The organism is Rhizobium album, assembly GCF_003122325.1.
GTDB classification, from domain to species: Bacteria; Pseudomonadota; Alphaproteobacteria; order Rhizobiales; family Rhizobiaceae; genus Metarhizobium; species Metarhizobium album.
The window spans coordinates 23728-49369 of the sequence record NZ_QFBC01000009.1; the positions used below are offsets into that span (position 1 = coordinate 23728).

A 25642-nucleotide genomic window follows, 5' to 3' on the forward strand; every position below is an offset into this window, starting at 1 on the left:
GCGGCGGTTTTGCCGCGGCCTCATTTCCAGGCAATCGGGAGCACGGCCATGGCAGAGAGTGGCGAGGCGATCATCCGTCTCGAAAACATCGTCAAGCGCTTCGGCGGGGCGCAGGCCCTGTCGGGCGCGTCGCTGGCCGTCGCGCGCGGTTCGATCCATGGCCTCGTCGGCCAGAACGGAGCGGGCAAGTCGACGCTGATCAAGCTCATCGCCGGCCTTCACCGGGCGGACGGGGGCGCGGTCGAGATCGACGGCAAGTCCTATGACCGGCTGACGCCGCATCTCGCGGAAGAGCTCGGCATCCATTTCATCCACCAGGATCGCCTGCTCGTTCCAACCTTCACGGTGGGCGAGGCGCTGTTCCTCGGGCGCGAGCCGCGCATTCCCGGCACGCCCTTCCTCGACCGCGCGGCGATGCGGCGCAGATCCGCCGAGATCCTTGAGCGCTACTTCGGTGTCTCGCTGCCCCATTCGGCGCTGATCGCCGAGCTTTCGGCGGCGGAGAAACAGATCGTGCAGATCACCCGCGCGCTCATTGCCGACCCGAAGGTGCTGGTCTTCGACGAGCCGACGGCCGCGCTGGTCCGGCGCGAGGCGGACCTGCTCTTCCAGCTCATCCGCCGCCTCAGCGCAGAAGGCGTCACCATTCTCTACATCTCTCACTATCTCGGCGAGATCGTCGATCTGTGCGATACGGTGACGGTGCTGCGCAACGGCCGCGACGTCGCGACCCTGCCGGTCGCGGAAACTTCCGCAGCCAAGATCGGTGCGCTGATGGTCAACCGCGATATCGGCGAGCTCTACCCGAAGTCCGACGTCACGCCGGGTGAAGTGATCCTGCAGGTGGATGATCTGGTGCTCGCCGGCCGTTACGAGGCCGTTTCCTTTTCGCTGCGCAGGGGTGAGGTTCTAGGTCTTACCGGCCTCGTCGGCTCCGGAGCCAAGGAGGTGGTGCGCACGCTCTTCGGCCTCGACCGGCCGACCGGCGGAACCGTTTCCGTCAAAGGGGAGACGGTGTTCTCCGCCGATCCCGCCGCCGCGACAGAGCGTCGTCTTGCGCTGGTGCCGGAGGACCGCCGCAGCGACGGTGTCGCGCTCGACCTTTCCGTCACGGAAAACACCACGCTCGCCAGCCTCGGCCGTTTTTCCCACGGCCTCATCAACCGCGGCGCGGAACGGCGACAGACGGAAGATCTCGTCCAGCGGCTGCAGATCAAGACCGACGGTGTCGACGCGCTGGTGAAGACGCTTTCGGGCGGCAACCAGCAGAAGGTGGCCATCGCCAAGTGGCTGAGCCGCCAGTCGGAAATCTACCTGCTCGACGAGCCCACGGTCGGCGTCGACATCGCCGCCAAGGTGGAGATTTACCGGCTGATCGGGGAACTTGCCGAACGCGGGGCAGGCGTCCTCGTGCTCTCCTCCGATATCGAGGAACTGCTCGGTGTCACCGATCGCCTGCTCGTCCTCTTCCGTGGCCGCGTCACGCGACAATTCATTTCCTCCGAAACGAGCCCGGATCAGGTCCTTGCGGATGTGACGGGCGCCTACGAGACGCTTCTCCATGCTGGTTGATGTTCCCTATATTCCCGCGACCGCGCTCGAAGTCGAAGCGCAGAGGGCATTCGAGCCGGCCCGAACCAGCCCTGCCTTCGCTCGCCGCCTCGCCGCGCTGGCGCTGCGGGGCGGCGCGCTCGCCGTCTTCCTCGGCGTTCTCATTGTCTTCTCCGTCACCGCGCCGTTCTTCCTCACGGTCGGCAATATCGGCAATGTGCTCGGTCAGTCGGCCATATCGGGCGTGCTGGCCATCGGCCTCACCATCGTCATCATCGCGGGCGGCTCGAATGTCGTGACGGGCGGCATCGATTTGTCGCTCGCCGCCAATATGGGCCTCAGCGCCGCCGTCTACGCCTCGCTGGCGCAGGCGGGGCATGGCGATGGCGTGGCAGTCCTCGGCGCGCTCGTCACGGGCCTTGCCATCGGCGCGGTCAATGCCGCCGCCATCACGCTGGCCGGCATCGTGCCGCTGCTGGCGACGCTCGCCGTGATGAATGTCGTGGCGGGCCTCGAACTGGTTTTGACGCAGAACACCGTCGTCCCGGCGTCGAGCGAGTTCCTGTCGGCGCTGTCGGCCGGTGGACCGCTCGGCATTCCCGTGCTCGCCTATATTCTCCTCGGCTTCACGCTCGTCGTTGCCGCCATCGTGCAATATACGCCGCTGGGCCTGCGCCTCTATGCGGTCGGCGCGTTTCCCGATGCGGCGCGCGCGGCGGGATTGCCGGTCAGATCCTTCGTCGCGGGCTCCTTTCTGGCGAGCGGCCTGTGCGGCGGGCTCGCGGGCATCCTGTCGGTCTCCTATCTTTCGGGCAGCACCACCGGGGCCGGCGACATGTTGCTGCCGGTCGTCGTCACGGCCCTGCTCGGCACGGTCTTTTCCCGCCGGCTGGTGCCGACGATCACCGGCACGCTGCTGTCTGCGCTCTTCGTCGGCTTCCTCGTCAACGGTTTCCAACTCCTCAACATTTCCAGCACGCTGGTCAGCGGCGTGCAGGGACTGCTGATCCTGCTCGTCGTTTCCGCCACCACGCTGCTCGGCCGCAAGGAGAATGCCTGATATGGCGACCGTCGCTCTCTCCTCCTTCAGCCGCGGCGTCGCCCGCTATGCGCTGGTCGCGGCGCTTGCCACCGTCTTTGCCCTCTTCGCCGCGCTTGCGCCCGGTTTCCTCTCGGGTGCGAATCTCCTCAGCGTACTGGTGAACAATTTCGCCCTGCTCGCCATCGTCGCCATCGCAATGACCTTCGCCGTCTCGGTGGGCGGCATCGACCTTTCGGTCGGCACGGCAATCGATTTCGCGAGCTTCGCCTTCGTTTCCCTCGTGCTCGCCGGCCAGCCGGTGGCGCTCGCGGCTCTCGGCGGGCTTGCCGGCGGCGCGCTGGTCGGCCTGTTCAATGCCGTGCTTATCGCCGGGATCGGCATCTCGCCATTCCTCGCGACGCTGGGCACGCTCTTCGTCGGCCGCAGCGTGCAGCAATTGCTGACGAACGGCGGCAACCCGGTCTACCTGCCGCCGGCCGGTGTGCCGGAAGCCTTCCGCTTCCTCGGCCATGGCACGCTCGCCGGCATTCCCGTGCCGCTCGCCGTTACCGCGCTCGTCGTCGCAGGCGCCTGGCTCGTTCTCTCGCGCAGCCGCTTCGGCCGGGTGGCGCTCGCCACCGGCATCCAGGCCAGCGTCGTGCGCTATTCCGGCCTGCGCCTGCCGCGCATCACGGCCGCCACCTATATCCTGGTCTCGACGATCGCTGCCGTGGTCGGCCTCATCCTCACCTCGACTGTCACGGTCTACATTCCTTCCTCCGGAAACGCCTTCCTCCTCAATGCCATCGGCGCGACCTTCATCGGCACCACCTACGACCGGCACGGCCGGCCGAACGTGCCGGGCACCGTTCTCGGCGTGCTGTTGCTCGGCATCGTCGCCAATGGCCTCCTGCTGTCGGGTCTCAATTTCTACTGGCAGCAGGTCGGCACCGGCCTCCTCATCTTCTCCGTCCTCGCCATCGGCTTCGCCAACCGCAAGGCCGCCGCCCGGGCCTGATCCGGGATATCTCGAAAGGATCCTTCATGAGCAGCGTCACCCGGCTCGCCGAACACCAGGACACCGCCCACCGCATCGCCAGCGAGGAGGAGGCGCTTGCCGTCGCCCGCACGCTTGCCGCCGATTTCGCCAGCGGGGCGAGCCGGCGGGACTACGAGCGGGCGCTGCCGCACACGGAGCTGGACAGGCTTTCCGCCTCCGGCCTGCTGGCCATCACCGTTCCCGCCGAATATGGCGGCATCGACGTGTCGAATGCGGTTCTCGCCGAGGTCACGGCGATCCTCTCCGAGGCCGATAGCTCGATCGGCCAGATCCCGCAGAACCATTTCTACATTCTCGAAGCCCTCCGTCATGACGGCAGCGAGGCGCAGAAGCGCTTCTATTTCGGCCGGGCGCTCGCCGGCGATCGCTTCGGCAATGCCCTTTCCGAGGTCGGAACGAAGACGGTGGGCGATTACAACACCCGCATTACGCGCGACGGCGCGGGGTTCCGCATAAACGGGCGGAAATTCTATTCGACGGGCGTGCTCTTCGCCCATTGGGTGGCGATCTTCGCGCTCGACGAGGAAGGGCTCCTCACCATGTCGTTTGCCCCGCGCGAGACCGAGGGCATCGAGATCGTCGACGACTGGGACGGCTTCGGCCAGCGCACGACGGGCAGCGGCACCACGATCCTGCGCGACGTCTACGTGCCGGCCGATGCCGTCGTACCGCACCAGAAGGGGTTCGAGCGGCCGGGCACCATCGGCTCTGTCGGCCAGATCATCCATGCCGCCATCGATCTCGGCATCGCGCGCGCGGCGCTGAAGGAGACCATCGGCTACGTCCGCGACAGGGCACGGCCGTGGACGGACAGCGGCGTCGAGCGCGCCGCGGACGATCCGCTGACCATCGCGCGCATCGGCGAACTCGCCATCCGCGTCGAGGCTGCCGAGGCGACTCTGGAGCGGGCCGGCCGCAAGGTCGACCAGGCGCAGGTGAACCTCGATGCGGAAAACGCCGTCGCCGCGACGCTGGCGGTGGCCGCTGCCAAGGTGCTGACCACGGAACTTGCCATCGACGCCACCAACGTGCTCTTCGAGCTGGCCGGCACGTCCGCCACCAGGCGCGGCCTCAACCTCGAGCGCCACTGGCGCAATGCCCGCACCCACACGCTGCACGATCCGGTACGCTGGAAGTACCACGTCGTCGGCAACTATCACCTCAACGGCGTCACGCCGCCGAGAAGCGGCGCACTCTGAAATCAATCCTCGTGGTGGGGGGGGCGGCTGGCCGCAATCCTTCGGGATTGCGGCCTTTCTCACATGAGTGGATGAGCAGTATGTGGAGCGTATCCATCCGCCGGGCATGCCGGCGGATGGCGGGTCCGGGGCTGGCCTCAGCTGTAAAGGCTCGGCTCCGGCACGCGGCCGTTGAGCACGAAATCGCCGACCTCGCGGGCCTTGTAGAACACCGGATCGTGCAGCGTGTGGGTGCGCACGTTGCGCCAGTAACGGTCGAAGCGGTAATGCGAGGCCGTCGAGCGCGCGCCGGTCAGCTCGAAGACGCGGCCGGTGACGTCGAGCGCGACGTGGGTCGCGTTGACCTTGGCCTCATAGGCCTCGATCGCGGCTTCGCCGCGCTCGCGTGCGGTAACCGAGCGGCCGCGCGCAAGCGCTGACTGAACCGTGATCGCGGCGGCGTCGGCAAGCGCCGCGGAGGCCTTCAGCGCGGCGCGGAACTCGCCGATCCGCTCGAGGATATAGGGATCCTCGCTCGCCTTCTCGACGCCCGAGGTGATCCAGGGACGCGTCGTGGTCCTCACGTAATCGGTGGCGGCGGCCAGCGCGCCCTCCGCCGTGCCGAGATAGAAGTTGACGAAGACGAGCTGGATCAGCGGCGTGTTGAACGTCGCCAGTACCGGCGGGGCGGCATCCTTGGCGGCGAGCGGCAGGAGGAAATCGCTCTCATAGACGGGGAAGTCGCGGAAATCGACGCTGCCGCTGTCGGAAAGCCGCTGGCCGATATTGTCCCAGTCGTCATTGGCGACATAGCCGGGCCGGTCGGTCGGCAGGACGAGGCTGGCGACGGTCTCGCCGAAGACGGCGCTGGCATTGATGCGGTCAGAGACATGCGCGCCGGTGGAGAAGGTCTTGCGGCCGTTGAGGAGGTAATGGTCGCCGCTACGGGTCAGCGTCAGGCCCGGATCGCGCGGATTGACGGCGGCGCCCCAGTAGAGCCGCTTTTCGACGGTCTCCGCGCCAAGGGTCCAGGCCTTGTCCGGGTCGTCGGCGGCCCAGTAGACATACTGGCTGTTGACGAAGTGATAGCCGAGCAGCTGGCCGATCGAGCTCTCGCCGCGCGCCAGGATGCGCACCAGTCGCAGCCCGTCCACCCAGTCGAGTCCGCCGCCGCCGATCCCGGCCGGGTGCAGCGCCGCCAGCAGTCCTTCCTGCTTCAGCCGGTCGATCTCCTCCAGCGGCGGCTTGCCTTCTGCATCGAGTTGCGCGCCGCGGCGCGTGAGATCGGCGGAAATCTCCCCTGCTTTCGCGAAGAGGCGGGCCCGGTCGGCCTGCGGATCGGGCTCCTTGACGAGGTGTGGAACAGTCATGGTGGTCTCCTGCGGTCGGGTTCCTTCCGGGCAGGCGCCACGGCAAGGAGGGATGAAGGCTGGCGGACGGGTGTCCCGCCGCGCCCGGACATCTTCCCAGAGGCGCAGGACCGCAGCGAGAAAAGGCATTTCCGAAATTAGTCTATATAAAAGATAGAATTTCTGTATTTATGGAGTGCCCGCGTTATCATCGCCTCCAAACGATGCCGTCCGGCATCTTCGCTATCCTGGAGAGACCCATGGCCCGTCCCATCCGCTTCAACGCCTTCGATATGAACTGCGTCGGTCACCAGTCACCCGGTCTCTGGGCGCATCCGCGCGACAAGTCCTGGACATACAAGGACCTAGACTATTGGCAGGATCTTGCGCGCACGCTGGAGCGCGGCGTCTTCGACGGCATCTTCATCGCCGACGTCATCGGTTACTACGATGTCTACAAGGGCTCGAACTATCACGCCATCCACCAGGCCGCGCAGCTCCCGGTGAACGATCCGCTCCAGCTTGCCGCCCCCATCGCGCTCGCAACCGAACATCTCGGCATCGGCATCACCGCATCGACCTCCTTCGAGCATCCCTATACCTTCGCCCGGCGCCTTGCGACGGCTGACCATCATTCCAAGGGGCGCGTCGGCTGGAATATCGTCACCTCCTATCTGGAGAGCGGCGCGAAGAATGTCGGGCAGGTCGGCCTTCGCCGGCATGACAACCGCTACGAGGTCGCGGCCGAATATGTCGAGGTGCTCTACAAGCTGCTCGAAGGCTCCTGGGAGGAGGGGGCAGTGGTGCGCGATGGCGACAGGCGCATCTTCACCCATCCGGAAAAGGTTCACGAGATCGGCCACAAGGGCAAGTATTTCGAGGTGCCGGGCTACGGCCTCACCGAACCCTCGCCGCAGCGTACGCCCGTTCTCTACCAGGCCGGAGCATCCGGCCCCGGCAAGGCATTCGCCGCCGCCCATGCCGAATGCATCTTCGTAGCCGCGCCGACGAAAGCGGTGCTGAAGGCCTATGTCGCCGATATCCGACAGCGTATCGCCGCCGCCGGCCGCGACCCGAAGAAGGTCTATATCTACACGCTCGTCACCATCATCACCGACGAGAACGAGACAAAGGCGCAGAAGAAATTCGAGGAGTACAGGAGCTACGTCTCCTATGACGGCTCGCTGACCTTCATGTCCGGCTGGAGCGGCATCGACTTCGGCCAGTATGCCCCGACGGATGTCGTCGAGAAGATCGAAACCAACGCCATCCATTCCTTCGTCGAACACATCGCCGGCGGCGACAAATCCTGGACCATCGACGAGCTTGCGCAGTTCGGCGGCATCGGCGGCATGGGGCCGGTCTTCGTCGGCTCGCCGGAGCGCATCGCCGATATCCTGCAGGAATGGGTGGACGACACGGATGTCGACGGGTTCAACCTTGCCTATGCGGTAACGCCGGACAGCTTCGAGGACGTCGTCGCCCATATCGTGCCGGAACTGCAGAAGCGCGGTGCCTATCCCACTGTCTACCGGCCGGGGACACTGCGCGAGAAACTTTTCGGCGAAGGTCCCTACCTGCCGAAGACCCACCCCGCCGACGGCTACCGCGATATCGAAGCGGTGAAGCGACGCGAGGCCGAAGCGGTTCCGACCCTCAAATCCGTCGGCGCCTGACATGATCGTCGGCGCGATATCCGTGCCGGTCGTCGCAATCGTCGGCGGCGGCTTTACCGGCGCGGCCGTCGCCTACCATCTCGCCCGCTTGCTGCCCGAAGGCACGGCGCGGATCGTCGTCTACGAGCCGCGCGCCATGCTCGGCGGCGGCCTTGCCTATGACACCGACGAGCCAGTCCACCGCATCAACGTGCCGGCCGCGCGCATGACGCTTCTTCCGGGCGACGATACACATTTCGAGCGCTGGCTGCTCGCGACGGGCGCACTTGCCGATGACCGCGAGGCCGTGACCGAGGACGGGCGTGTCTTCGCCCGCCGCTCAACCTTTGGGCGTTACGTCGATGCCATGCTCCGGCCGCTCGTCGCTGCGGGTCGGATCGAGCACCGCCGCAGCCGCGTTCGCGTCGTGACGGCCACGTCCGGCGGATGGCGGATCACGGCGGCGGACGGTTCCGTCGTGAAAGCGGACCGCGTGGTGGTGGCCACGACCCATCCGAGCCCGCAGGCGCCCGCCGTCCTCGACCGGGCCCTTGCCGGCCATCCGGCCTATATTCCCGATGCCACGGTGCCGGGCGCGCTTGCCGGCATTTCCCGCAAGGATCGCGTGCTCGTCGTCGGCACGGGACTCACTGCCGCCGACGTGATCACGGCGCTCGATGCGGCGGGCCACGAGGGCCCGATTACCGCCGTCTCGCGCCGGGGCCTGCGCTCGCGCGGGCATACACTTCTGCCGCAGGAGCCGTTCGGCGACTTCACGACCTCTCCCGCCTGTTCGGCGCGCGAGCTTCTCCGCCGTGTTCGCCGCACGCTCGAACAGGCAGCGGGGGAGGGCATCACCTGGCATGCTGTCTTCGACAGGCTGCGTGGCGAGGGCGGCGCGATCTGGCGCACCTTGCCAACGGCAGAACGACGCCGGCTCGTCCGCCATCTGCGGCCCTACTGGGATGTGCACCGTTTCCGCATTGCGCCGCAGGTGGAGGCCGTCATCGACCGCCGCCTTTCCGCCGGCTCATTGCACATCCATGCAGCCTCGCTCACCGGTGCTGTTCTCCGGCAGGACGGCACGATCGCCGTGGCACTTCGCTCGCGCCGGGGCGGACAACCGTTCGAGGAGCATTACGATGCTGTGGTGGTAACGACGGGGCCGGGCCATCGTGCGATCCTGTCAAGCCAGCCGTTCCTCGAAACGCTGGCGGCGGCGGGTGTGCTGCAACTCGATACGGTCGGCCTCGGCCTTGCGGTCGATGACGACAGCCGCGCCGTCGGCACGAGTGGAGAGGCCGCCGAAACGCTTTTCATCGCCGGCCCGCTGGCGCGCGGGACCTTCGGCGAGCTGATGGGATTGCCCCAGGTGACCGAACATGCCCTGCTGGTGTCGGAGAACATTGCCCGGGGATTGGCTTCGGCACGGGAACAATCTCGCGCAACAGGATAGTCGCCGGCAGCTCCGGGAGCGTGTCGCCCGCTTGGGCTCGATTCATCCCAATCCTTCCCAGCACGACCTCAGGACGGCGATACCATATCGTGGATTTCCGTCTCTGTATTGTGGCGTTCCGGGAGCATGAGGTCGAGAAACGTCTTCGGATGTGATCGCAAACGCCGTGCCGTTGCTCGCGTCGCCCGTCGCGTGGAACGCCATATCTCTCATTCCACGCGCGCTGATCTTTGTCGTCAGTCCGCCGCGTGAGCGCCCGATGGCCTGATGGCAAGCCCCCCTTTTGCTCCCATCCCGTGCTGATGAACGCGAATGATCGTGGCGTCGATCATCGCGTATTCGAAATCCGGTTCGCCAGACAAGGCATTGAAAATCCGTTCGAACACGCCTTTCTTCGCCCGTCGGCGGAACCGCTTGAACACCGAGTTCCATGGACCGAACTCATCCGGCAGATCGCGCCACGGCGCGCCGACCCGGACCTTCCAGAGGATCGCCTCAAGGAAGAGACGATTGTCGTAGGCGGAACGTCCGGGATCACTGTCCTTACCGGGCAGCAATCCCTTCGCGCCCGTGCTGACCTCAGTTCAATCAGGATATCCATCGTTTATGTTTCATCCGTCAGGCGGTATGGGCCAGGCAGCACTCGCCCCTCTTGCTGCGATGCGTCAATTCACGGCGGAACTGCGTTTCGTCAACAGGCGGTCGAGCCAGTCGGGCGCCATTTCCGGCACTGAATCGAGCAGCAGCTTGGTGTAGTCGGGATAAGGCGGCGAGAGCACTTCGGCCCGCGAGCCCTGGTCGACGATGCGCCCCTGGCTCATGACGATGACGCGGTCGGCGATTGCACGGACGATCTCCAGGTCGTGCGTGATGAACAGGTAGGATACGCCGAGCCGCTGCTGCAGGTCCGCCAACATCTGCAGAATGCCGGCCTGGACGAGCTGGTCGAGAGCCGAGGTGATTTCGTCGCAGATGATCAGGTCGGGATTGGCGGCCAGCGCACGGGCGATCGCTACGCGCTGTCGTTGGCCGCCTGAAAGCTGGGCCGGATAGCGACCCGCATAACCCGGATCGAGTTCCACCATCTTCAGCAGCTCGATGACACGCTGTTCACGCGCCGCGCCGCGCAGGCTCTGGAAGAATGTCAATGGCCTGCCGAGAATCTTGCGGATCGTATGACGCGGATTGAGCGCAGTGTCGGCCGATTGGTAGATGATTTGGATCCGGCGTAGCATGTCTTTGTCGCGCTGGCGCACGAGCGTCGGCAGAGACTTGCCGTCGAGCTTGACTGTGCCTTTGACCGGCGGCATCAGGCCGGCGATCAACCGGCCGAGCGTCGATTTGCCCGACCCGGACTCGCCGACCACGGCCAGAGTCTGGCGCTTGCCGATCGAAAAATCGATGTCCTCCAGCGCCTTGAACCTGCCATAGGCAGCCGATATGCCCTCGACTTCAAGCAGCGGCTCGAGTTCGGGTTTTGCGGGCGTCTGCAGGCTGCGAACCGCCCAGAGCGACTTGGTGTAAGGGTGGCTCGGCGCCTCCATGATCTGGCGGATCGGCGCTTCCTCGACGGCCTCTCCGTAGCGCAGCACCATGACGCGATCGGCCATCTGCGCCACGATTGCCAGGTCGTGAGAAATATAGAGCACCGCTGCGCCATGTTCCTTGATCGCCCGGCGGATCGACACCAGCACTTCAACCTGTGTCGTCACGTCCAGCGCGGTGGTCGGTTCGTCGAACACGATCAGATCCGGCTGGCAGATCATCGCCATGGCCGTCATCGCACGCTGCAACTGGCCGCCGGAGACCTGATGCGGATAGCGTTTGCCGAATATTTCGGGATTTGGCAGTTGCAGGGATCGGAATAACGCCACGGCGCGTTGCTCGGCCACGGCGCGCTGCATGCCGCCGCGCGTCACCGCCGCTTCCACGATCTGGTCCATCAGTCGCTTGGCGGGGTTAAAGGACGCGGCCGCGCTTTGCGCAACATAGGCGACCTGGGTACCGCGCAATGTGCGGCGTTTCGCTTCCGTGAGCCCGAGCACGTCGGTTTCGCCGAAACGCACGCTGCCGCGGGTCCGACGGCATCCCGGGCGGAAATAGCCGAGAGCGGCCAGGCCGATCGTCGACTTGCCGGCGCCGGACTCGCCGACCAGACCCAGCACCTCGCCGCGGCGCAAGGTCAAGTTCACGCCCTTGACGATCTCGATCCAACCGTCGTTGGCCTTTGCCTCGATCCTGAGATCGGTGACTGACAGGACGATGGGGGGCGATTGGGGCTCACTCTTCATTGGACAGTCCGCTCGATTTGCTCAACAGCCAGTCGGCGACGAAATTGACGCCGACGGTCAGCAGCGCGATCGCGCTGGCGGGGATCAGTGGCGTGATGTCGCCGGAATTGATCAGCACCGCATTGTCACGCACCATCGATCCCCATTCGGCCATGGGTGGCTGTAGCCCGACCCCGAGGAAGGACAGCGCGGCGATGACCAGGAAGACGAAGCAGAAGCGCATGCCGAATTCCGAGATCAGAATCGGTAGAATGTTAGGCAGGATTTCGTGCACGATCCTCCAGTACAGACCTTCGCCACGCGCGGTGGACGCCTCGACATAATCAAGTGTCACCACATTCATGGCGGATGCCCGGGAAATGCGGAAGATACGGGTCGAATCCAGAACGGCGATGATCAGGATCAGGTTCAGCACCGACGAGCCGAAGATTGCCAGCAGGAGAAGGGTGAAGATGAGATCGGGGATCGACATTACCGCGTCGACGAGACGGCTAAAAACCTGGTCGACCCAGCCCCTGAGCGCTGCGGCCATGATCCCGAAGAAGCCGCCGATTGCGAAGGCGAGCAAGGTCGTTACGAAGGCGATGCCGATGGAGTTGCGGGCACCGTAAATAATTCGGGTAAGGAAATCTCGCCCCAGCTGATCGGTGCCCAAAAGGTTGGCTTCGCTCCAGGGCGCAAATGGAATGTCGGAGACGACCTCGTATTCGCCATAGGGTGCGATCCAGGGCGCGAAGACGGCAGCGACGACATAGATGCCGACGATGACCAAGCCGGTCAGCGCGGTTACCGGTGCCTGTCTTAAGGCATGGATGATCTGTTGGACCATATTGCGATCCGGTGCAGATGCGGGCGAAGCGGAAAGGCTGGATTCGGACATCATCGCCTCATCTCGGATGGAGCAGTCTCGGATTGCTGACGATGGAAACAAGGTCGGCAACGAGATTGAGAATGATATAGTTTGCAGCGAAGATCAGGGCGCAGGCCTGTACCACGGGCACGTCGCGATTGCGGACAGCGTCGACCATTGTCTGGCCGATACCCGGATAGACGAACACCACTTCAACGACCACCACGCCCGCAATCAGATAGGCGAGATTGATGGCGATGACGCTGGCAATAGGTCCGATCGCGTTGGGCAGCGCATGGCGCAAGATGATGCGCATTTCCGGCTCGCCCTTCAGCCGGGCCATCTCGATATAGGGATGCGACATGATGCCGATCAGCGCGGCTCGGGTATTGCGCATCATGTGAGCGAGGGTCACGAACATCAGCGTCAGAACCGGCAGGGCCATGCGGTGCAGTTGTTCCAACATGTCCATGCTTCCCCGAATGCTCGACAACGTCGGGAAGATGTGCAGTTTGGTGGCTAGGAACAGCATCAATACATAGGCGATGAAGAATTCCGGCAGCGAGATCGAGGCGAGCGTGATGGCGCTCAGGAACCGGTCGATCGGCTTGTTGCGGTAGCGTGCGCAGATCGTGCCGAGGAATACCGCAATCGGTACGGCAATCATCGCGGTCAAGGCCGCCAGCTTCAGCGTGTTGAACAGCCGGGAGCCGATGACGGCGCTGACCGGCCGGTTGCTGAAGGAGTTGCCGAAGTCGCCGATCAGCGCGCCAGCGAGCCACTGGAAGTAACGCCGCGGCCACGGTTGGTCCAGACCAAGGTTCTGCTGGAAGGCGGCGACGGTTTCGGGTGTCGCCGACCGTCCCAAAACGGCGCTGGCGAAGTCACCCGGAAGCATGCTGACGGCCGTGAAGATGACGATCGACACGATCAGCAGGCTCAACAGCCCGAGGGCGAGCCGCTGCAGAATCATGCCGAGAATGGGATGCGAATTCGAAACCAAACCGATGTTCCGTTATGGCTGGATGAGAATGGTGACCGTCCCTGATGACGACGAGAGATCGGGGGCGGTCACGCCGCGTGGGTGCGGCTATTCTCATTCAATGTAAAATCCGGCCGCCTGTCACCTCCGAAGTAGAGCCGGGCGGCCGGGCGAAGGCATCAGGCCATCCACCAGCGCTCGGTCATGCGCAGGTTATCGCAGGGGAAGATGCCGCTGACCGGTCCGTGGGCGATCTTCTTGTTCAGGCCGTAGACCCAGTTGACAAAGGCAACGGTGATCACGCCGCCGTCATCGTGCAGCAGCTGTTGCATTTCGCCATATTGCGCCGCACGCTTGTCATTGTCCGTCTCCGAGCGGGCGGCAACAAGCAGCTCGTTGAAACGCGGATTGTTCCAGTGTGTGTTGTTCCAGGAGGCGTCGGCGGCATAGGCAGTCGAAAACAGCCAGTCGCAGGTGGCGCGGCCGTACCAGTCACAGCCGTTGAAAGGCTTCTTCAGCCAGACGTTTTCCCAGTAGCCGTCGTCTGCCTCGCGGATGATATTGATGTTGATGCCGGCCTTTGCAGCGTGCTCCTTGTAGAGCACCGCCGACTCTGTCGCGCCCGGGAAGGCGGCTTCGGACACCGACAGGTCGACGTCGAGAGTCTTCAGACCCGCTTTGGCGAGATGTTCCTTGGCCTTTTCGATATTATAGTCGAACTGTGGCGTCGGATCCTTGAAGAACGGCATGGCCGAGGCGACCGGCGTGTCGTTACCTTTCTTGGCTTCATTCAGGAAGACCTTGCGCAGGATGTCGTCGCGATCGAGCGCATATTTCATGGCAAGCCGGACATCGAGATTGTCGAAGGGCTTGGCCGTGGTGTCCATGTCGAAGGTGAAATGGCGCAGGCTCGGGATGCGCAGGATCTCAAGTTCCGGGTTGCGATCGATCAGCGCCATGTTGCGGACATCGATATCGCCGCTGAAGTCGACTTCGCCGGTGAGGAAGGCATTGAGCCGCGCCGTCTGGTCCATGATGGCAATGAATTCGACTTCATCGAAATAGGGCTTGTTGTTCTTGTGGTAGTTCGGATTGCGCTTCATCTTGACCGACGAACCCGGCTCGAAATTCTCGAGGATGAAGCTGCCTGTGCCCACGCCGCGCTGCCAGTCGATTCCGCCTTCTTCCTTCGCCGGCATGATCGACAGATGATAGTCGGCAACCAGGTAGGGGAAGTCGGCCGTGCCGGATTTGAGGTTGAAGATGATGGTGTTCGGGCCATCGGCGTCGATCGATTCCACCTGCGACAGCAGCGACTTTGCGCCGGATGTCGACTTGTCGCCCATATGATAGTGGAACGCCTCCTGAATGTCCTTTATCGTCAGGCTCTTGCCGTCGTGGAAGGTGATGCCGTTGCGGATCTTGAAGATCCATTTTTTGGCACCATCGGCCGGCTCGAAGCTTTCGGCGAGGTCGCCGACGATGCTGCCGTCCGCCGCGATCTCGGTGAGGTTGTTGCACAGCGAGCCGTTGAACGCCGCCTGGGCGAAGCTGGCAGGCCATGTGCCGGGGTCGAGTGTGTCCTGCTGCGAGGCATCCGACATGCCGAAGCGCGCATAGCCGCCTTGCTTGGGTTCCGACGCGAGAAGCGTCGCCGGATTGAAGCCGAGTCCGGCGGCCGACACTGCTGCGAGGGCCGAAGCCCGACCAAGAAATTCGCGCCGAGAGATACCGCCATTGCGATAACGATCAGCCCAGAAGTTCATTTCACGAATACGTGCATCCGACATTTTCAGTTCCCCTTTATTGGCCGACTTACGCGCCGGCAGAAACCATGCGATTTTTCGGATGGCGGTCGTCAGTGCCGCCTTGGGAAAAAGGCTAGAATCGAGAAACGCGGCTGTCAATAAAATTTTGATTGACCGATCAATCATTTTTTTGCTTACTGCCCGTGTTCGATCCATTCCATTTCATCGCCGGGGATTTTGATGTCCGATCTCAACATCTGCTATCTCACTGCCTCAGAGGCGCTTCGTCGGTTCAAGGACCGTACATTGTCGCCGGTCGAATTACTGCAGGCCTATCTCGCACGGGCGGAAGAGATCAAGGATACCGTCAACGGCTTCACGGCGCTCTATGCCGAGGAAGCGCTGTCTGAAGCGCGCAAGGCGGAAGCAAGATATGCGGCGGATGCCGGCGATCTCCGGCCCCTCGAAGGCCTGCCGACGGGCATCAAGGACGAGAACAATATCGAAGGCAAGGTCACCACCTTTGGCTCGCTGATCTACAAAGACAATGTCGCGACATCCACGACGCCGGTGGTGCAAAGGTTGCTCGACGCAGGCGTTGTCGTCCATGGCCGCACGACGACGCCGGAATTTTCCTCGGAGGGCTTCACGCATTCGCGCCTGTGGGGCGTGACCCGCAATCCCTGGAACCTCGATTATACGCCGGGCGGCTCGTCGGGCGGCTCGGGTGCAGTGCTGGCTGCCGGCATGGCGGCGCTTGCGACCGGCTCCGATATCGGTGGCTCGATCCGCATCCCGGCCTCGGCCTGCGGCCTGGTCGGCTACAAGCCGCCTTACGGGCGCAACCCCGCGACGCCGCCTTTCAACCTAGATTTCTACAATCATCCGGGGCCGATGGCGCGCAGCGTCGAAGATTGCCTGCTGATGCAGAACGTCATGTGTGGGCCGCATCCCAAGGACATCGTCTCGCTCAAGCCGAAACTGGAACTGCCCATAGATCGCGGCGGCGTATCGGGCTGGAGGATCGCCTATTCGCTTGACCTCGGCTATTACGAAGTCGATGGGGACGTACGTCGCAACACGCTCGCAGCGCTGGATATCTTCCGATCGCTTGGCGCCGAAGTCGTGGAAGTCGATCTTGGCTGGACCAAGAAGAGCGAAAAGGCTGCCGACGATTATCTTCGCACCATATTCGGGGCCTGGGTGGCGGAATATCTCGACGAGCGTGCCGAAAAGCTGACCGAATACAGCCGCGCATTTGCCCAGGCGTCGCAGTCGGTAACGGCGCAAGATTTCCTGGCGTCGCTCTATACCGCTGGCGAGATGTATTCGACGTTCGGGCCGATGATGGAAGAATTCGACGTGTTCGTCTGCCCGACCTTGGCACTGCCGGCCGTCAAGGCGGACTACCAGCCGGTCGACGGCCTGACCATCAACGGCAAGACCGTCGATCCTCGCCATGGCTGGATCATGACCTATCCTTTCAACATGCTAAGCCGTTGCCCGGTGCTCAGCGTTCCCTCGGGCCACGCGGAGAACGGCGTGCCGACCGGTATCCAGATCGTCGGCAAGACCTATTGCGACGCCGACGTTTTCCGCGCCGGGCTGGCCTTCGAAACGGCGGTCGGCGGCTGGTTTGCCGATGCAGCAAGCCGCCCGGCTCTTTGACGCGCTTCGTTACCACGATTGCAACGGGATCATGATGAAAACCGTCTACTCAGATCTGCATGGCTTGCAACACGCAGAAGCCGAATATATCCGCGGCAAGCGTGTTGCGAGTTTTGAAATGCCGCGCCGCGTCGAACTCGTTCTCGAAAGAGTGCGAGCGGTGGCGCTCGGCCCGGTTGTCGGCATCGGCGACTACGGCCTGGAGACGGTCGGCAAGGTGCATGATGCGGAATTCGTCACGTTTCTGTCGACGGCATGGCAAGCGTGGTCGGCAGAAAACGGCGAAATCGACGCTTTTCCCAATGCCTGGCCGCCGCCGCGCGCGTCGCGTCGCGCCACAAAGCGTCCGGGGGCCGAGCTCGGCCGTTTCTGCATCGACATGTCGAGTCCGATCATGGCCGGGACATGGACGGCCGCCAAGGCGGCGGTGGATGCCGCCGTAACGGCGGTCGATATCGTCGCCGGTGGCGATCACGCCGCCTTCGCGCTCTGCCGTCCGCCCGGCCATCATGCCGGCCGCGATTATTTCGGCGGCTATTGTTTCCTCAACAATGCGGCGGCGGCAGCGCAGGCTTTCCGCGACCGCGGCTATGGCAAGGTCGCTGTGCTGGATATCGACTATCACCACGGCAACGGCACCCAGGATATTTTCTATGATCGGGCAGACGTGCTGACTGTATCGATTCACGCCGATCCGCAGGTCGAATATCCCTATTACAGCGGATATGCGGAAGAAACAGGCGAGGGCGCCGGCGCCGATTTCAACCTCAATTTGCCGCTGCCGTGGGGCACGGAGTATACCGGGTACGGGGCGGCGCTGGCGACGGGGCTCGGTCGTATTGCCGCTCATGGAACAGAGGCGCTGGTGGTCTCGCTCGGCGTCGATACGTTCGGCGGCGATCCGATTTCCCACTTCAAGCTGGTCAGTGACGATTTCACCCGTATCGGCCAGGCGATCGGCGGGCTCTCGCTGCCCACAGTTTTCGTGATGGAGGGCGGCTATGCGGTCGAGGAAATCGGCGTCAACGCCGTCAACGTTTTGAGCGGGTTCAAGGCGGTGGCCTGACCCGGCCGCGCCACTGCCATTTTGGAGACATGCCGTGCTATCCTCGTCAAGCCATAACGAGATGCGGAAAAAAGCCGACGTCGTCATCATCGGCGGCGGTATTGCCGGGGTCTGCACGGCGCTGTGGCTGGCGAGAGATGGCGTCAGCACGATCCTCTGCGAAAAAGGCGAGATCGGCAAGGAACAGTCCGGCCGAAACTGGGGTTGGTGCTGGTCTTTCGGCCGCGATCCGCGCGAGCTTGAACTGCGGCTGATGAGCCTCGACCTCTGGCGTTCGATGAACGAGACGATCGGCCGCGACACCGGCTTTCGCCTCTCCGGAATTGCTACACTGGCCCGCAACGAAGCGGATATGACGCGGCTTCTGGCGGCCTTTGCCGATGCGCAGGCCACTGGCCAGCCGGTCGACATGCTGACTCCGGCAGAATGCGCAGCGCTCACACCGGGTGCCACGCGACAGTGGACGGGTGGCCTGATCTCGCGCAACGACGGACGCGCAGAGCCGAAACTGGCCGCACCGGCCATTGCCGAGGCCGCGGTCGACAGCGGCGCGGAAATCCTTCGCCACTGCACTGTGCTCGATATCGAGACCAGTGGCGGCGCCATATCGGGCGTCCAGACGTCGCAGGGCCGGATCGATTGCAAGGCGGTCGTCATCGCGGCGGGGGCCTGGAGCACCAAGCTCTGCCGGATGATCGGCGTGCGCATGCCGCAACTGATCGTCAATGAAACCGTTTTTCGGACAGCGCCGCTTTCCGGATTGCCCGAACTTACGCTGCGCGCCGGTCTCTACGCGATCAGGAAGCGACTCGACGGCGGCTATACGGTCGGCGGTGGCGGCCGGATTCGGGCCGAACTGACGCCGGACAGTTTCCGGTTCCTATCGGATTTCCTGCCGGCCCTGCGGGCGCACGGACATTGGATCCGCTTGCAACCAACCGGCCATTCGCTCAACGAATGGCGCAATATTTTCAAGATGCATCCGGAATTCAGATTGCTCGATCCGGCACCGGATGCGCCGCTGACAAATCATGTGCTCGAGGCGCTGGCGCAGGATTTCCCGGCATTCCGGGACACTGCTGTGGAGGAGCGCTGGGCTGGTAGCATTGACGTGACGCCGGACGCCATTCCGGTGGTCTCGAAGCTCGCCGTGGCCGGCGCCCACCTCATCACCGGCTTCTCCGGCCACGGTTTCGGAATGGGACCGGGCGCGGGCAAGTTGATGGCCGCTCTGGTCCGCAACGACACGCCGCCGGTCGACCCGGCGCCGATGGACATCGTGAGGCTCGCCGATCGCAGCAAATTGCGCGTTGGGCCTCTGTGATCAGAAATCGTCGGGAAAGATGCCGCGCAAATAGGCCAGGCAGGCTTGCTTTGCCACCGTCTGGCCTGCCACGCCGGTTGTGCCATTGACGAGATTGGCGATCCAGAAGCCATCGATCATTGCATTGAGCGATTGGGAAATCTGCAGTGCGTCCACCGTTAGACCGCGTGCCTCGGCCAGCGTTTCGATATCGGATTTGACGACGGCCACATAACGGGCCTTCACCTCGGCGCAGCGCTCCCGGTAGGTTGGGACCCGGACCGACTCCGCCCAGAAAGCGGCCCACACGGCAATGCGCCGCGCGCTGGCCACCTTGCCGGAGAAGTCACTCTCCATCATGTTCTTCAGGCGGTCGGCGGGCTTGTCCGTCTCGCGCATCAGCGTGTGGTCGTAATCGTCGACGAGGTAATCGAGGGCGGCCAGAATGATGCCCTCCTTCGAATTGAAGTGGAACGATACGACGCCATAACTACACTCGGCTTCCGTCGCGATGCTGTTGATCGTCGTGCCGATCAGCCCCTTTTGGGCGATCACCGCCACGGCTGCATCAAGCAGGCTGCGGCGACGCTCGGCGACCTGATCTTCGCGGGTGGAAGACTGGGTGCTGCGTGACTTTGTTTTTCCCAGCGCGTTGCGAGCCATAGTGCAGTAGATCCGATGGTGACGTGTATAAGGCGATCCAAAATTGCAGCGGTTGCCGCAAAGATTCCCGCCCCTACTTGTGGCGGAGGCAGAAGAATGTCAATCAGTCGCATGTCTTGCGACGATCGTCTCAGCCTACACTGTCAAGTTTAAGGAACCGGGCGGCGTTGTCATGCAGCCATTTCTGCCGGGTGGCGACATCCAAGCCAAGTGCGTCGATTTCCGCAATGGCATCGACCGGCGACATCATCGGGAAGCTGGATCCGAAGATGATCTTGTCCTTGAGGATGCTGCGTCCGTATTGCAACAGCGGTTCGTAGCCGGAATGCGGCTTGGCCAGCAGTTTCGGCCGCACGGCGAGCACACCGATATGGAGCGTCGGATGTCGCCAGCAGACGCCGATCAGTTCCGTTACCCAGGGCCAGCCAGGCGGTGAGGCGCAGACTCTGAGTCCGGGAAAGGCCACCATGACTTCGTCGATATATTCGGGCCGCCCGTAAGACATCGGCGTTGCGGTCGAGAAATTGATGCCGCAATGGATGTTGACCGGCACGTCCAGTTCAAGTGCCTTCTCATAGAGGGGAAACAGCAGCGGGTCGTTGGGCCGAAGCTTCAGTTCGAAACACTGGATGTTGAGCCCGCACAATCCGAGCGTGCGAATGGCATGGTCGAATTCTGCCACCGCCGCAGCACCCTTGTGCGGATCGACACCGGCAAACCCGAGATAGCGTGGACCTTGGGCCTTGCAGAAATCGGCGACGGTTTCATTGGCGATCTTGAAGCCGAAGGTGGTCTCGACGTCGCGGGCCTTGAGCACCACATGCCGGGCGCCAATCTCTTCGTAGAGGGAAAGATAGGCGTCGAGATCGGCCGTCGCGCCGGTCTCTGCCGAGCGTGTCTCGCTGGCGGCATAGATGCGCCGGTAGTTCTGTAGATGCGGCGCCGCTGCATTGAAACCCGGTGCCGGCGGGCGGCTGGAAAAATCGATCAGCATGGTCATGCCCAACGTTTTCTGTCGCCAAGGATCACCCTCGCGGCATTGTAGCCCGGCATCCCGGTGACGCCGCCGCCGGGATGGGTGGACGCGCCGCATTGATAGAGCCGGGCGATCGGGCTGCGATAATCGCCGAACTGCGCTGCCGGGCGGCGGAAGAACATCTGGTCAGCGCTGATCTCGCCATGATGGACATGGCCATTCGGCAGGTCAAAAATTCGCTCGAGGTCGAGCGGCGTCAGCACTTGGGAATGCAGGATGTGCTTGCGGATATTGGGGAAATAGCCCTCCAGAATGCGAAGCACATTGGCATAGAGCTCGTCACGCCGCTCGTCCCAGGTGCCCTCACGCAGAGTATAGGGCGCATGACCGCCGAAAATGCTCAGCACATGCTTGCCTTCGGGCGCCATGGACGGATCGGCGAGCGTCGGCACCTTGATGATCAGGAACGGGTTGTCCGACATCTGGCCGCGGCGGGACTGGGCATGGGCGTCTTCCATATAATCGATGCTTGGCGCGATGGTCAGTTGGATCGGATAGTGGAAACCGGTGATCTCGGGCCGGAAGGATGGGCAATCGGGCAGGCCGTCCAGAGCCAGATTGACGCGGAAAACCGTCGATTCACAGCGGATCGAACGAATGTCGCGCAGGAATCCTTCGGGCAGTCCCTTTCCATCGACCAGCTTGAGGAAGGTCGTTTTTGCGTTCGCATTGGCGATGACGATCTTGGCGCCGATCTCTTCGCCGGATGCGAGGCGCACGCCGCGTGCAGCGCCGTTGGTGGTGAGGATCTCGGCCACTTCCGCGTCCGTGCGCACCTCCATGCCATGTGCCTCCCCGGAAAGGCGGATAGCCTCGGAGATTGCCCCCATGCCACCCTTCATGAAGCCCGACGGGCCGGCGGCAGTGGTATTGTCGCGTACGATGCCGCGCGCCAGCATATAGGCCGAGCCAGGTGTCTTGAGGCTGGAATTCGCCCCGCCGCCGCCAGCGAAGAAGCCCATGACGAGCTTGACCTCGTCGGATTCGAACCAGCGGCTGAGATAGTCGTAGGCGCTGAGCGTCAGCAGATTGTAGATATCGTAGAACTGGGCGCCGACCTTGCGGAACCGCCAGGCGAATGCGGCCAGACGCCTGACGTCGCCGAACTTGCCGCTGCCGGGATCGACCGGAATTTCGAAGATGAGTTGTTTCATGAATGGCGCAAGCTTCAGCATATGCGCGCGATAAGCCGGATAGGCGGCCGCATCCCTGGCCGAGAACCGTGCGATTTCGGCCTGAAACTTATCCGGATCCCCCCACATGGTGAAATAGGCGCCGTCGGCCAGCGGGAAGGTGATGGGCGCGGCCGGGATCACCTCGAAGCCGTATTTTTGCAGTTCCAGATCGAGGATGACCTTCGGCTGCATCAACCCCATCACATAAGATGCGGTCGAGACTCGGTAGCCGGGCCAGACCTCTTCGGTCACAGCCGCGCCGCCGGCCATGGACCGGCGCTCCAGTACGCAGACCTTGACGCCGGCGCGCGCCAAGTAGGCACCGCAGACCAGGCCGTTATGGCCACCGCCGACTATGATCGCATCATATTGCCTGCTCATTTCAGCCTTCCTGGATCCAACGGTTTTCAACGCGATCGAAACTGCCCGCCCTGAGATCGGAAATGCCGGCGGAAATCTGCGGCTTGGCAATCTTCAGCGAGACAGTACGGGGGAAATCGTCGACGAATGTGTAGAAGCGCGGCACCTTGAACGGCGCCAGACCCTTGCGGGCCTCGTCGATGATAGCGCCGAGCGTGGCGTCCGAGCGGTCGAAGCCATCCTTCAGCTTGATATAGGCCTTGACCTCTTCGCCCCGCAGGGGGTCCGGCACGCCGATCACCGCAACCTCGGCCACTGAGGACACGGCATTGAGGACCGACTCCACCTCGCGGGCCGCGATGTTTTCGGCGCTGCGCCGGATCATGTCCTTCTTTCGGCCGACGATGAAAAAATTGCCGTCCTCATCCTTGCGGAACAGGTCGCCGGTCCGGAACCAGCCATCGGCGAACACCTCTTCGGTGGCCTGCGGATTGTTGTAGTAGCCGCCCATGATGCCGGGGCCGCGGACCAGCAATTCGCCCATCTCGCCGTTCGGCAGTTCCTGGCCCGCCTCGTCGACGATCTTGCAGTCACGGAACGGGCAGGGCACGCCGCAGGAGCCTGAGCCGACCATTTCGCTCTTCTCGATCGGCATGAACATGGTGGGTCCGAGTTCGGTCATGCCGAAGGCTTCGCGGGCATTGAGGTCGTAGCGGTCCTCGAGCTTGGCATGCAGGTCGCGCGGCGCGCCGTAGATGTTGGAGCGGATGACCTCGTTGTTGCGATCGTCGGGGTGATCGGGTTGGCTGTGCAGCACCCAGGGCAGCAGGCAGAATTCGATGCGGTAGCGCCGTACCCATTCCATGAAGCGCGACGTGCTCTGGCGCGCGGCGACATAGAGCGTGCCGCGATGATAAATGGTCATCAGCAGCAGCCATTGCGGATCCATATAGAAGAACGGAGTCGATGCCAGGATTCGACGATAGCGGCGGCCGTCGCGGAAGGCGTTGACCTTGCCCGCGCTGATCCAGTAGCGCTGGGTTAGAATACAGCCCTTGGGAAAGCCGCTGGTGCCGGAGGTGAACTGAATGTTGAGCAGGTCGTCATGGCCGACCGGCGCCGGGGCCGCGAACGTGTCGCGCGGGTCGGAAGCGAGGTCCTTCCAGGCAATCATTTCGTCATCGGCGTCGCCCACGACGATGACCCGCGATGGCGAAATCGAAATCTGCCCGTGGGCGCGTGCCGCATCGATCACCGGCAGGCAGTCCTCGTGAGCCACGAGCCAGGTCACGTCGGCGCTGCTGACGACATGCGCCAGTTCGCGCTCGCGATAGCTGACATTGATCGGCACCATGACTGCGCCGATCCGGCCGATCGCCAGCCAGGTCAGCGGCAGGGCGGCGATATTGGGCAGCATGACGCCTATATGCGTGCCCTTGGTGATGCCGAGGGCCACCAGCCGTGTCGCAAGCCCGTTCACGGTCCGCCGCATTTCGGAATAGGTGATGGTTTCGCCGGATTCAAAGAAGTCCCAGAGCAGGGCGTCGCCAGCCTCGTCCGCGGCCGCGTCGATCAGCGCGCCGATATTGGCCGGCAGCGGTTCGGCCTCGATCCGGCGCCGCCGCTCCGCATAGGCGGGTACCGGAGCCGCCAGAACTTCTTGCCTCTTGCCCATCATTGAATTCCCGTCATGCTCGCCGTGGAGACAGCCTCCCGTCGCCGGGAGGCCGTCGATGTCAATGTGCGAACCAGATCGCCTTCAGGTCGGAATATTTGTCCATTGCATGCAACGACTTGTCGCGACCGAAGCCGGATTGCTTGAAGCCGCCGAACGGCACCGAGAACAGGCCGCGATCGAAACAATTGACCCAGACGACACCGGCCTTGATGGTCTTGGCGGCGCGATGCGCATTCTTGACGCTACCGGTCCAGACGCCGGCGGCCAGGCCGTAGATCGTGTCGTTGGCCACGGTCATCGCCTCATCGAAATCTCGCACTGTGATGGTGGACAGCACCGGCCCGAAGATCTCCTCCTGGGCGATCCTCATATTGTTGGCGACGGAATCGAACACCGTCGGCTCGATGAAGAAGCCACCGGTCTCGCTGCGCACACGGCGCCCGCCGGCGACGACCTTCGCGCCATCGGCACGACCGGCATCGATATAGCCGAGGACGCGCATCATCTGCTCTTCGGTGACGATCGAGCCGAGCTTCGTCTCGGGGCTGAGCGGGTCGCCCGGTGTCAGGGCCGTGGCATGCGCCATAATCTTTTCGAGCAGCTTGTCCTTGATCTTGTCCTCGACGATCAGGCGCGAGCCTGCATTGCAGACCTGGCCGGAATTGCCGAAGATGCCGGCGGCGATGGTCTGGGCCGCGAAATCGAGATCGTCGCAATCGGCCAGCACGACCTGTGGCGACTTGCCACCGAGCTCGAGCCCGATACGCTTGATGTTGGACTGGCCGGAATACTGCATGAAGTAGCCGCCGACCTCGGTCGAACCGGTGAAGCCGACACAATCGACATCCATGTGCAGGCCGAGCGCCTTGCCGGCAATGTGGCCCAGCCCGGGCACGACATTGAGCACACCCCTGGGAATGCCGGCCTCGATGGCCAGTTCGGCAATCTTCAGCGCGGTGAAGGGCGATTGTTCTGCCGGCTTGAGCACGACGGAATTGCCGGTCGCCAGCGCCGGACCGAGCTTCCAGGCCGCCATCGACAGCGGATAGTTCCAGGGCACGACGGCGGCGACGACGCCGAGGGGTTCGCGGACGATCAGCGTCGTCATGTCATGACTGGTGGCGGCGACCTCGCCATAGACCTTGTCGATGGCCTCGGCGTACCAGGCGATACAATTGGCAGCGCTCGGGACATCGCCATTGTAACTGTTGGCGATCGGCTTGCCGACATTGAGCGTTTCCAGCAAGGCAAGCTCGTCGCGATTGGCAAGGATCAGCTCGGAAAACCGCATCAGAATTCGCTTACGTTCGATCGGCGGCATGCGCGACCAGGCGCCGGATTCGAAAGCCGCGCGTCCGGACTTCACGGCCGCATCGACATCGTCCTGGCCGCAGGATGCGACCTTCACAAGAAGCCGGCCATCGCCCGGGAAAATGCAGTCGAAGGTCTCGTTCGTGCGCGCATCGACATAGGCGCCGTCGATGAAGGGGCGCGACGGCAGCGTCACGCTTTTTGCCCTGTCATGCCAGTTGGTGGTCTGGATGGTCATTCC

General features: G+C 63.4%; 19 protein-coding genes and 1 pseudogene. 9 read left to right on the top strand and 11 right to left on the bottom strand.

Annotation, left to right across the window (positions count from 1 at the left end; all coding sequences use genetic code 11):
* Positions 1-48 precede the first annotated feature (48 nt).
* Genes DEM27_RS18890 through DEM27_RS18905 form a run of 4 tightly spaced genes read left to right on the top strand, consistent with a single transcriptional unit; the run spans position 49 to position 4831 of the window.
* A complete protein-coding gene (locus tag DEM27_RS18890) occupies positions 49-1572 on the top strand; it encodes a sugar ABC transporter ATP-binding protein (RefSeq protein ID WP_109459814.1) in 1524 nt (507 codons plus the stop codon).
* Positions 1562-2611: an ABC transporter permease gene (locus DEM27_RS18895; RefSeq protein WP_109459815.1), complete on the top strand. Its 1050-nt coding sequence runs from the start codon at positions 1562-1564 to the stop codon at positions 2609-2611. The genes DEM27_RS18890 and DEM27_RS18895 overlap by 11 nt, the downstream gene beginning before the upstream one ends.
* Positions 2604-3590, top strand: coding sequence for an ABC transporter permease (locus DEM27_RS18900; protein ID WP_109459816.1), 987 nt, complete (start codon positions 2604-2606; stop codon positions 3588-3590). Before DEM27_RS18895 ends, DEM27_RS18900 begins: the two co-directional genes overlap by 8 nt.
* A gap of 26 nt (positions 3591-3616) precedes the next feature.
* Positions 3617-4831: an SfnB family sulfur acquisition oxidoreductase gene (locus DEM27_RS18905; RefSeq protein WP_109459817.1), complete on the top strand. Its 1215-nt coding sequence runs from the start codon at positions 3617-3619 to the stop codon at positions 4829-4831.
* Between the two features lie 137 nt (positions 4832-4968).
* Here DEM27_RS18905 and DEM27_RS18910 read toward each other — a convergent pair whose 3' ends face one another.
* Positions 4969-6180 carry an acyl-CoA dehydrogenase family protein gene (locus tag DEM27_RS18910; RefSeq protein WP_109459818.1) on the bottom strand — a complete coding sequence of 404 codons (1212 nt, stop codon included), beginning with the start codon at positions 6178-6180 and terminating at the stop codon, positions 4969-4971.
* 239 nt (positions 6181-6419) lie between these two features.
* Between DEM27_RS18910 and DEM27_RS18915 the strand changes: the two genes are divergently transcribed.
* Together DEM27_RS18915 and DEM27_RS18920 are read left to right on the top strand one after the other, a co-directional pair.
* Positions 6420-7835 (top strand): LLM class flavin-dependent oxidoreductase, encoded by a 1416-nt coding sequence (locus tag DEM27_RS18915; RefSeq protein ID WP_109459819.1) that lies wholly within the window; start codon positions 6420-6422, stop codon positions 7833-7835.
* Position 7836: 1 nt separating this feature from the next.
* Positions 7837-9270, top strand: coding sequence for an FAD/NAD(P)-binding protein (locus tag DEM27_RS18920; protein WP_109459820.1), 1434 nt, complete (start codon positions 7837-7839; stop codon positions 9268-9270).
* Between the two features lie 219 nt (positions 9271-9489).
* Here the strand turns inward: DEM27_RS18920 and DEM27_RS18925 are convergent.
* The 5 genes and pseudogenes from DEM27_RS18925 to DEM27_RS18945 form a co-directional block, all read right to left on the bottom strand.
* Positions 9490-9827, bottom strand: a pseudogene (locus DEM27_RS18925) (IS5 family transposase); the annotation flags it as partial.
* Positions 9828-9935: 108 nt separating this feature from the next.
* Positions 9936-11561 (bottom strand): ABC transporter ATP-binding protein, encoded by a 1626-nt coding sequence (locus tag DEM27_RS18930; protein WP_109459821.1) that lies wholly within the window; start codon positions 11559-11561, stop codon positions 9936-9938.
* Entirely contained in the window at positions 11551-12390 is an 840-nt protein-coding gene (locus DEM27_RS18935) for an ABC transporter permease (RefSeq protein WP_245416055.1), read from the bottom strand. Before DEM27_RS18935 ends, DEM27_RS18930 begins: the two co-directional genes overlap by 11 nt.
* Positions 12391-12448: 58 nt before the next feature.
* Positions 12449-13384: an ABC transporter permease gene (locus DEM27_RS18940; RefSeq protein WP_109459984.1), complete on the bottom strand. Its 936-nt coding sequence runs from the start codon at positions 13382-13384 to the stop codon at positions 12449-12451.
* 188 nt (positions 13385-13572) lie between these two features.
* A complete protein-coding gene (locus DEM27_RS18945; protein ID WP_109459985.1) occupies positions 13573-15183 on the bottom strand; it encodes an ABC transporter substrate-binding protein in 1611 nt (536 codons plus the stop codon).
* 198 nt (positions 15184-15381) lie between these two features.
* Here DEM27_RS18945 and DEM27_RS18950 point away from each other — a divergent pair, with 198 nt between their 5' ends.
* The 3 genes from DEM27_RS18950 to DEM27_RS18960 are packed head-to-tail and all read left to right on the top strand — an operon-like array spanning position 15382 to position 19199.
* Entirely contained in the window at positions 15382-16809 is a 1428-nt protein-coding gene (locus DEM27_RS18950) for an amidase (RefSeq protein ID WP_109459822.1), read from the top strand.
* Between the two features lie 31 nt (positions 16810-16840).
* Positions 16841-17875: a histone deacetylase family protein gene (locus DEM27_RS18955; RefSeq protein ID WP_280954524.1), complete on the top strand. Its 1035-nt coding sequence runs from the start codon at positions 16841-16843 to the stop codon at positions 17873-17875.
* 34 nt (positions 17876-17909) lie between these two features.
* The gene (locus DEM27_RS18960) at positions 17910-19199 is read left to right on the top strand and encodes an NAD(P)/FAD-dependent oxidoreductase (protein WP_205908923.1); all 1290 of its coding nucleotides are present in this window, start codon (positions 17910-17912) and stop codon (positions 19197-19199) included.
* Here the strand turns inward: DEM27_RS18960 and DEM27_RS18965 are convergent, their stop codons facing one another.
* From DEM27_RS18965 to DEM27_RS18985, 5 genes are all read right to left on the bottom strand, one after another.
* Complete coding sequence (locus tag DEM27_RS18965) at positions 19200-19841, bottom strand: TetR family transcriptional regulator C-terminal domain-containing protein (RefSeq protein ID WP_109459824.1); 642 nt, start codon at positions 19839-19841, stop codon at positions 19200-19202.
* Between the two features lie 130 nt (positions 19842-19971).
* Positions 19972-20841, bottom strand: a complete 870-nt coding sequence (locus DEM27_RS18970; RefSeq protein ID WP_245416054.1) for an amidohydrolase family protein — start codon at positions 20839-20841, stop codon at positions 19972-19974.
* Positions 20838-22433, bottom strand: coding sequence for a phytoene desaturase family protein (locus tag DEM27_RS18975; RefSeq protein ID WP_109459825.1), 1596 nt, complete (start codon positions 22431-22433; stop codon positions 20838-20840). Before DEM27_RS18975 ends, DEM27_RS18970 begins: the two co-directional genes overlap by 4 nt.
* 1 nt (position 22434) lies before the next feature.
* A complete protein-coding gene (locus tag DEM27_RS18980; protein WP_109459826.1) occupies positions 22435-24087 on the bottom strand; it encodes a class I adenylate-forming enzyme family protein in 1653 nt (550 codons plus the stop codon).
* Positions 24088-24148: 61 nt separating this feature from the next.
* Positions 24149-25639 carry an aldehyde dehydrogenase gene (locus tag DEM27_RS18985; RefSeq protein WP_109459827.1) on the bottom strand — a complete coding sequence of 497 codons (1491 nt, stop codon included), beginning with the start codon at positions 25637-25639 and terminating at the stop codon, positions 24149-24151.
* Between the last annotated feature and the right edge of the window lie 3 nt (positions 25640-25642).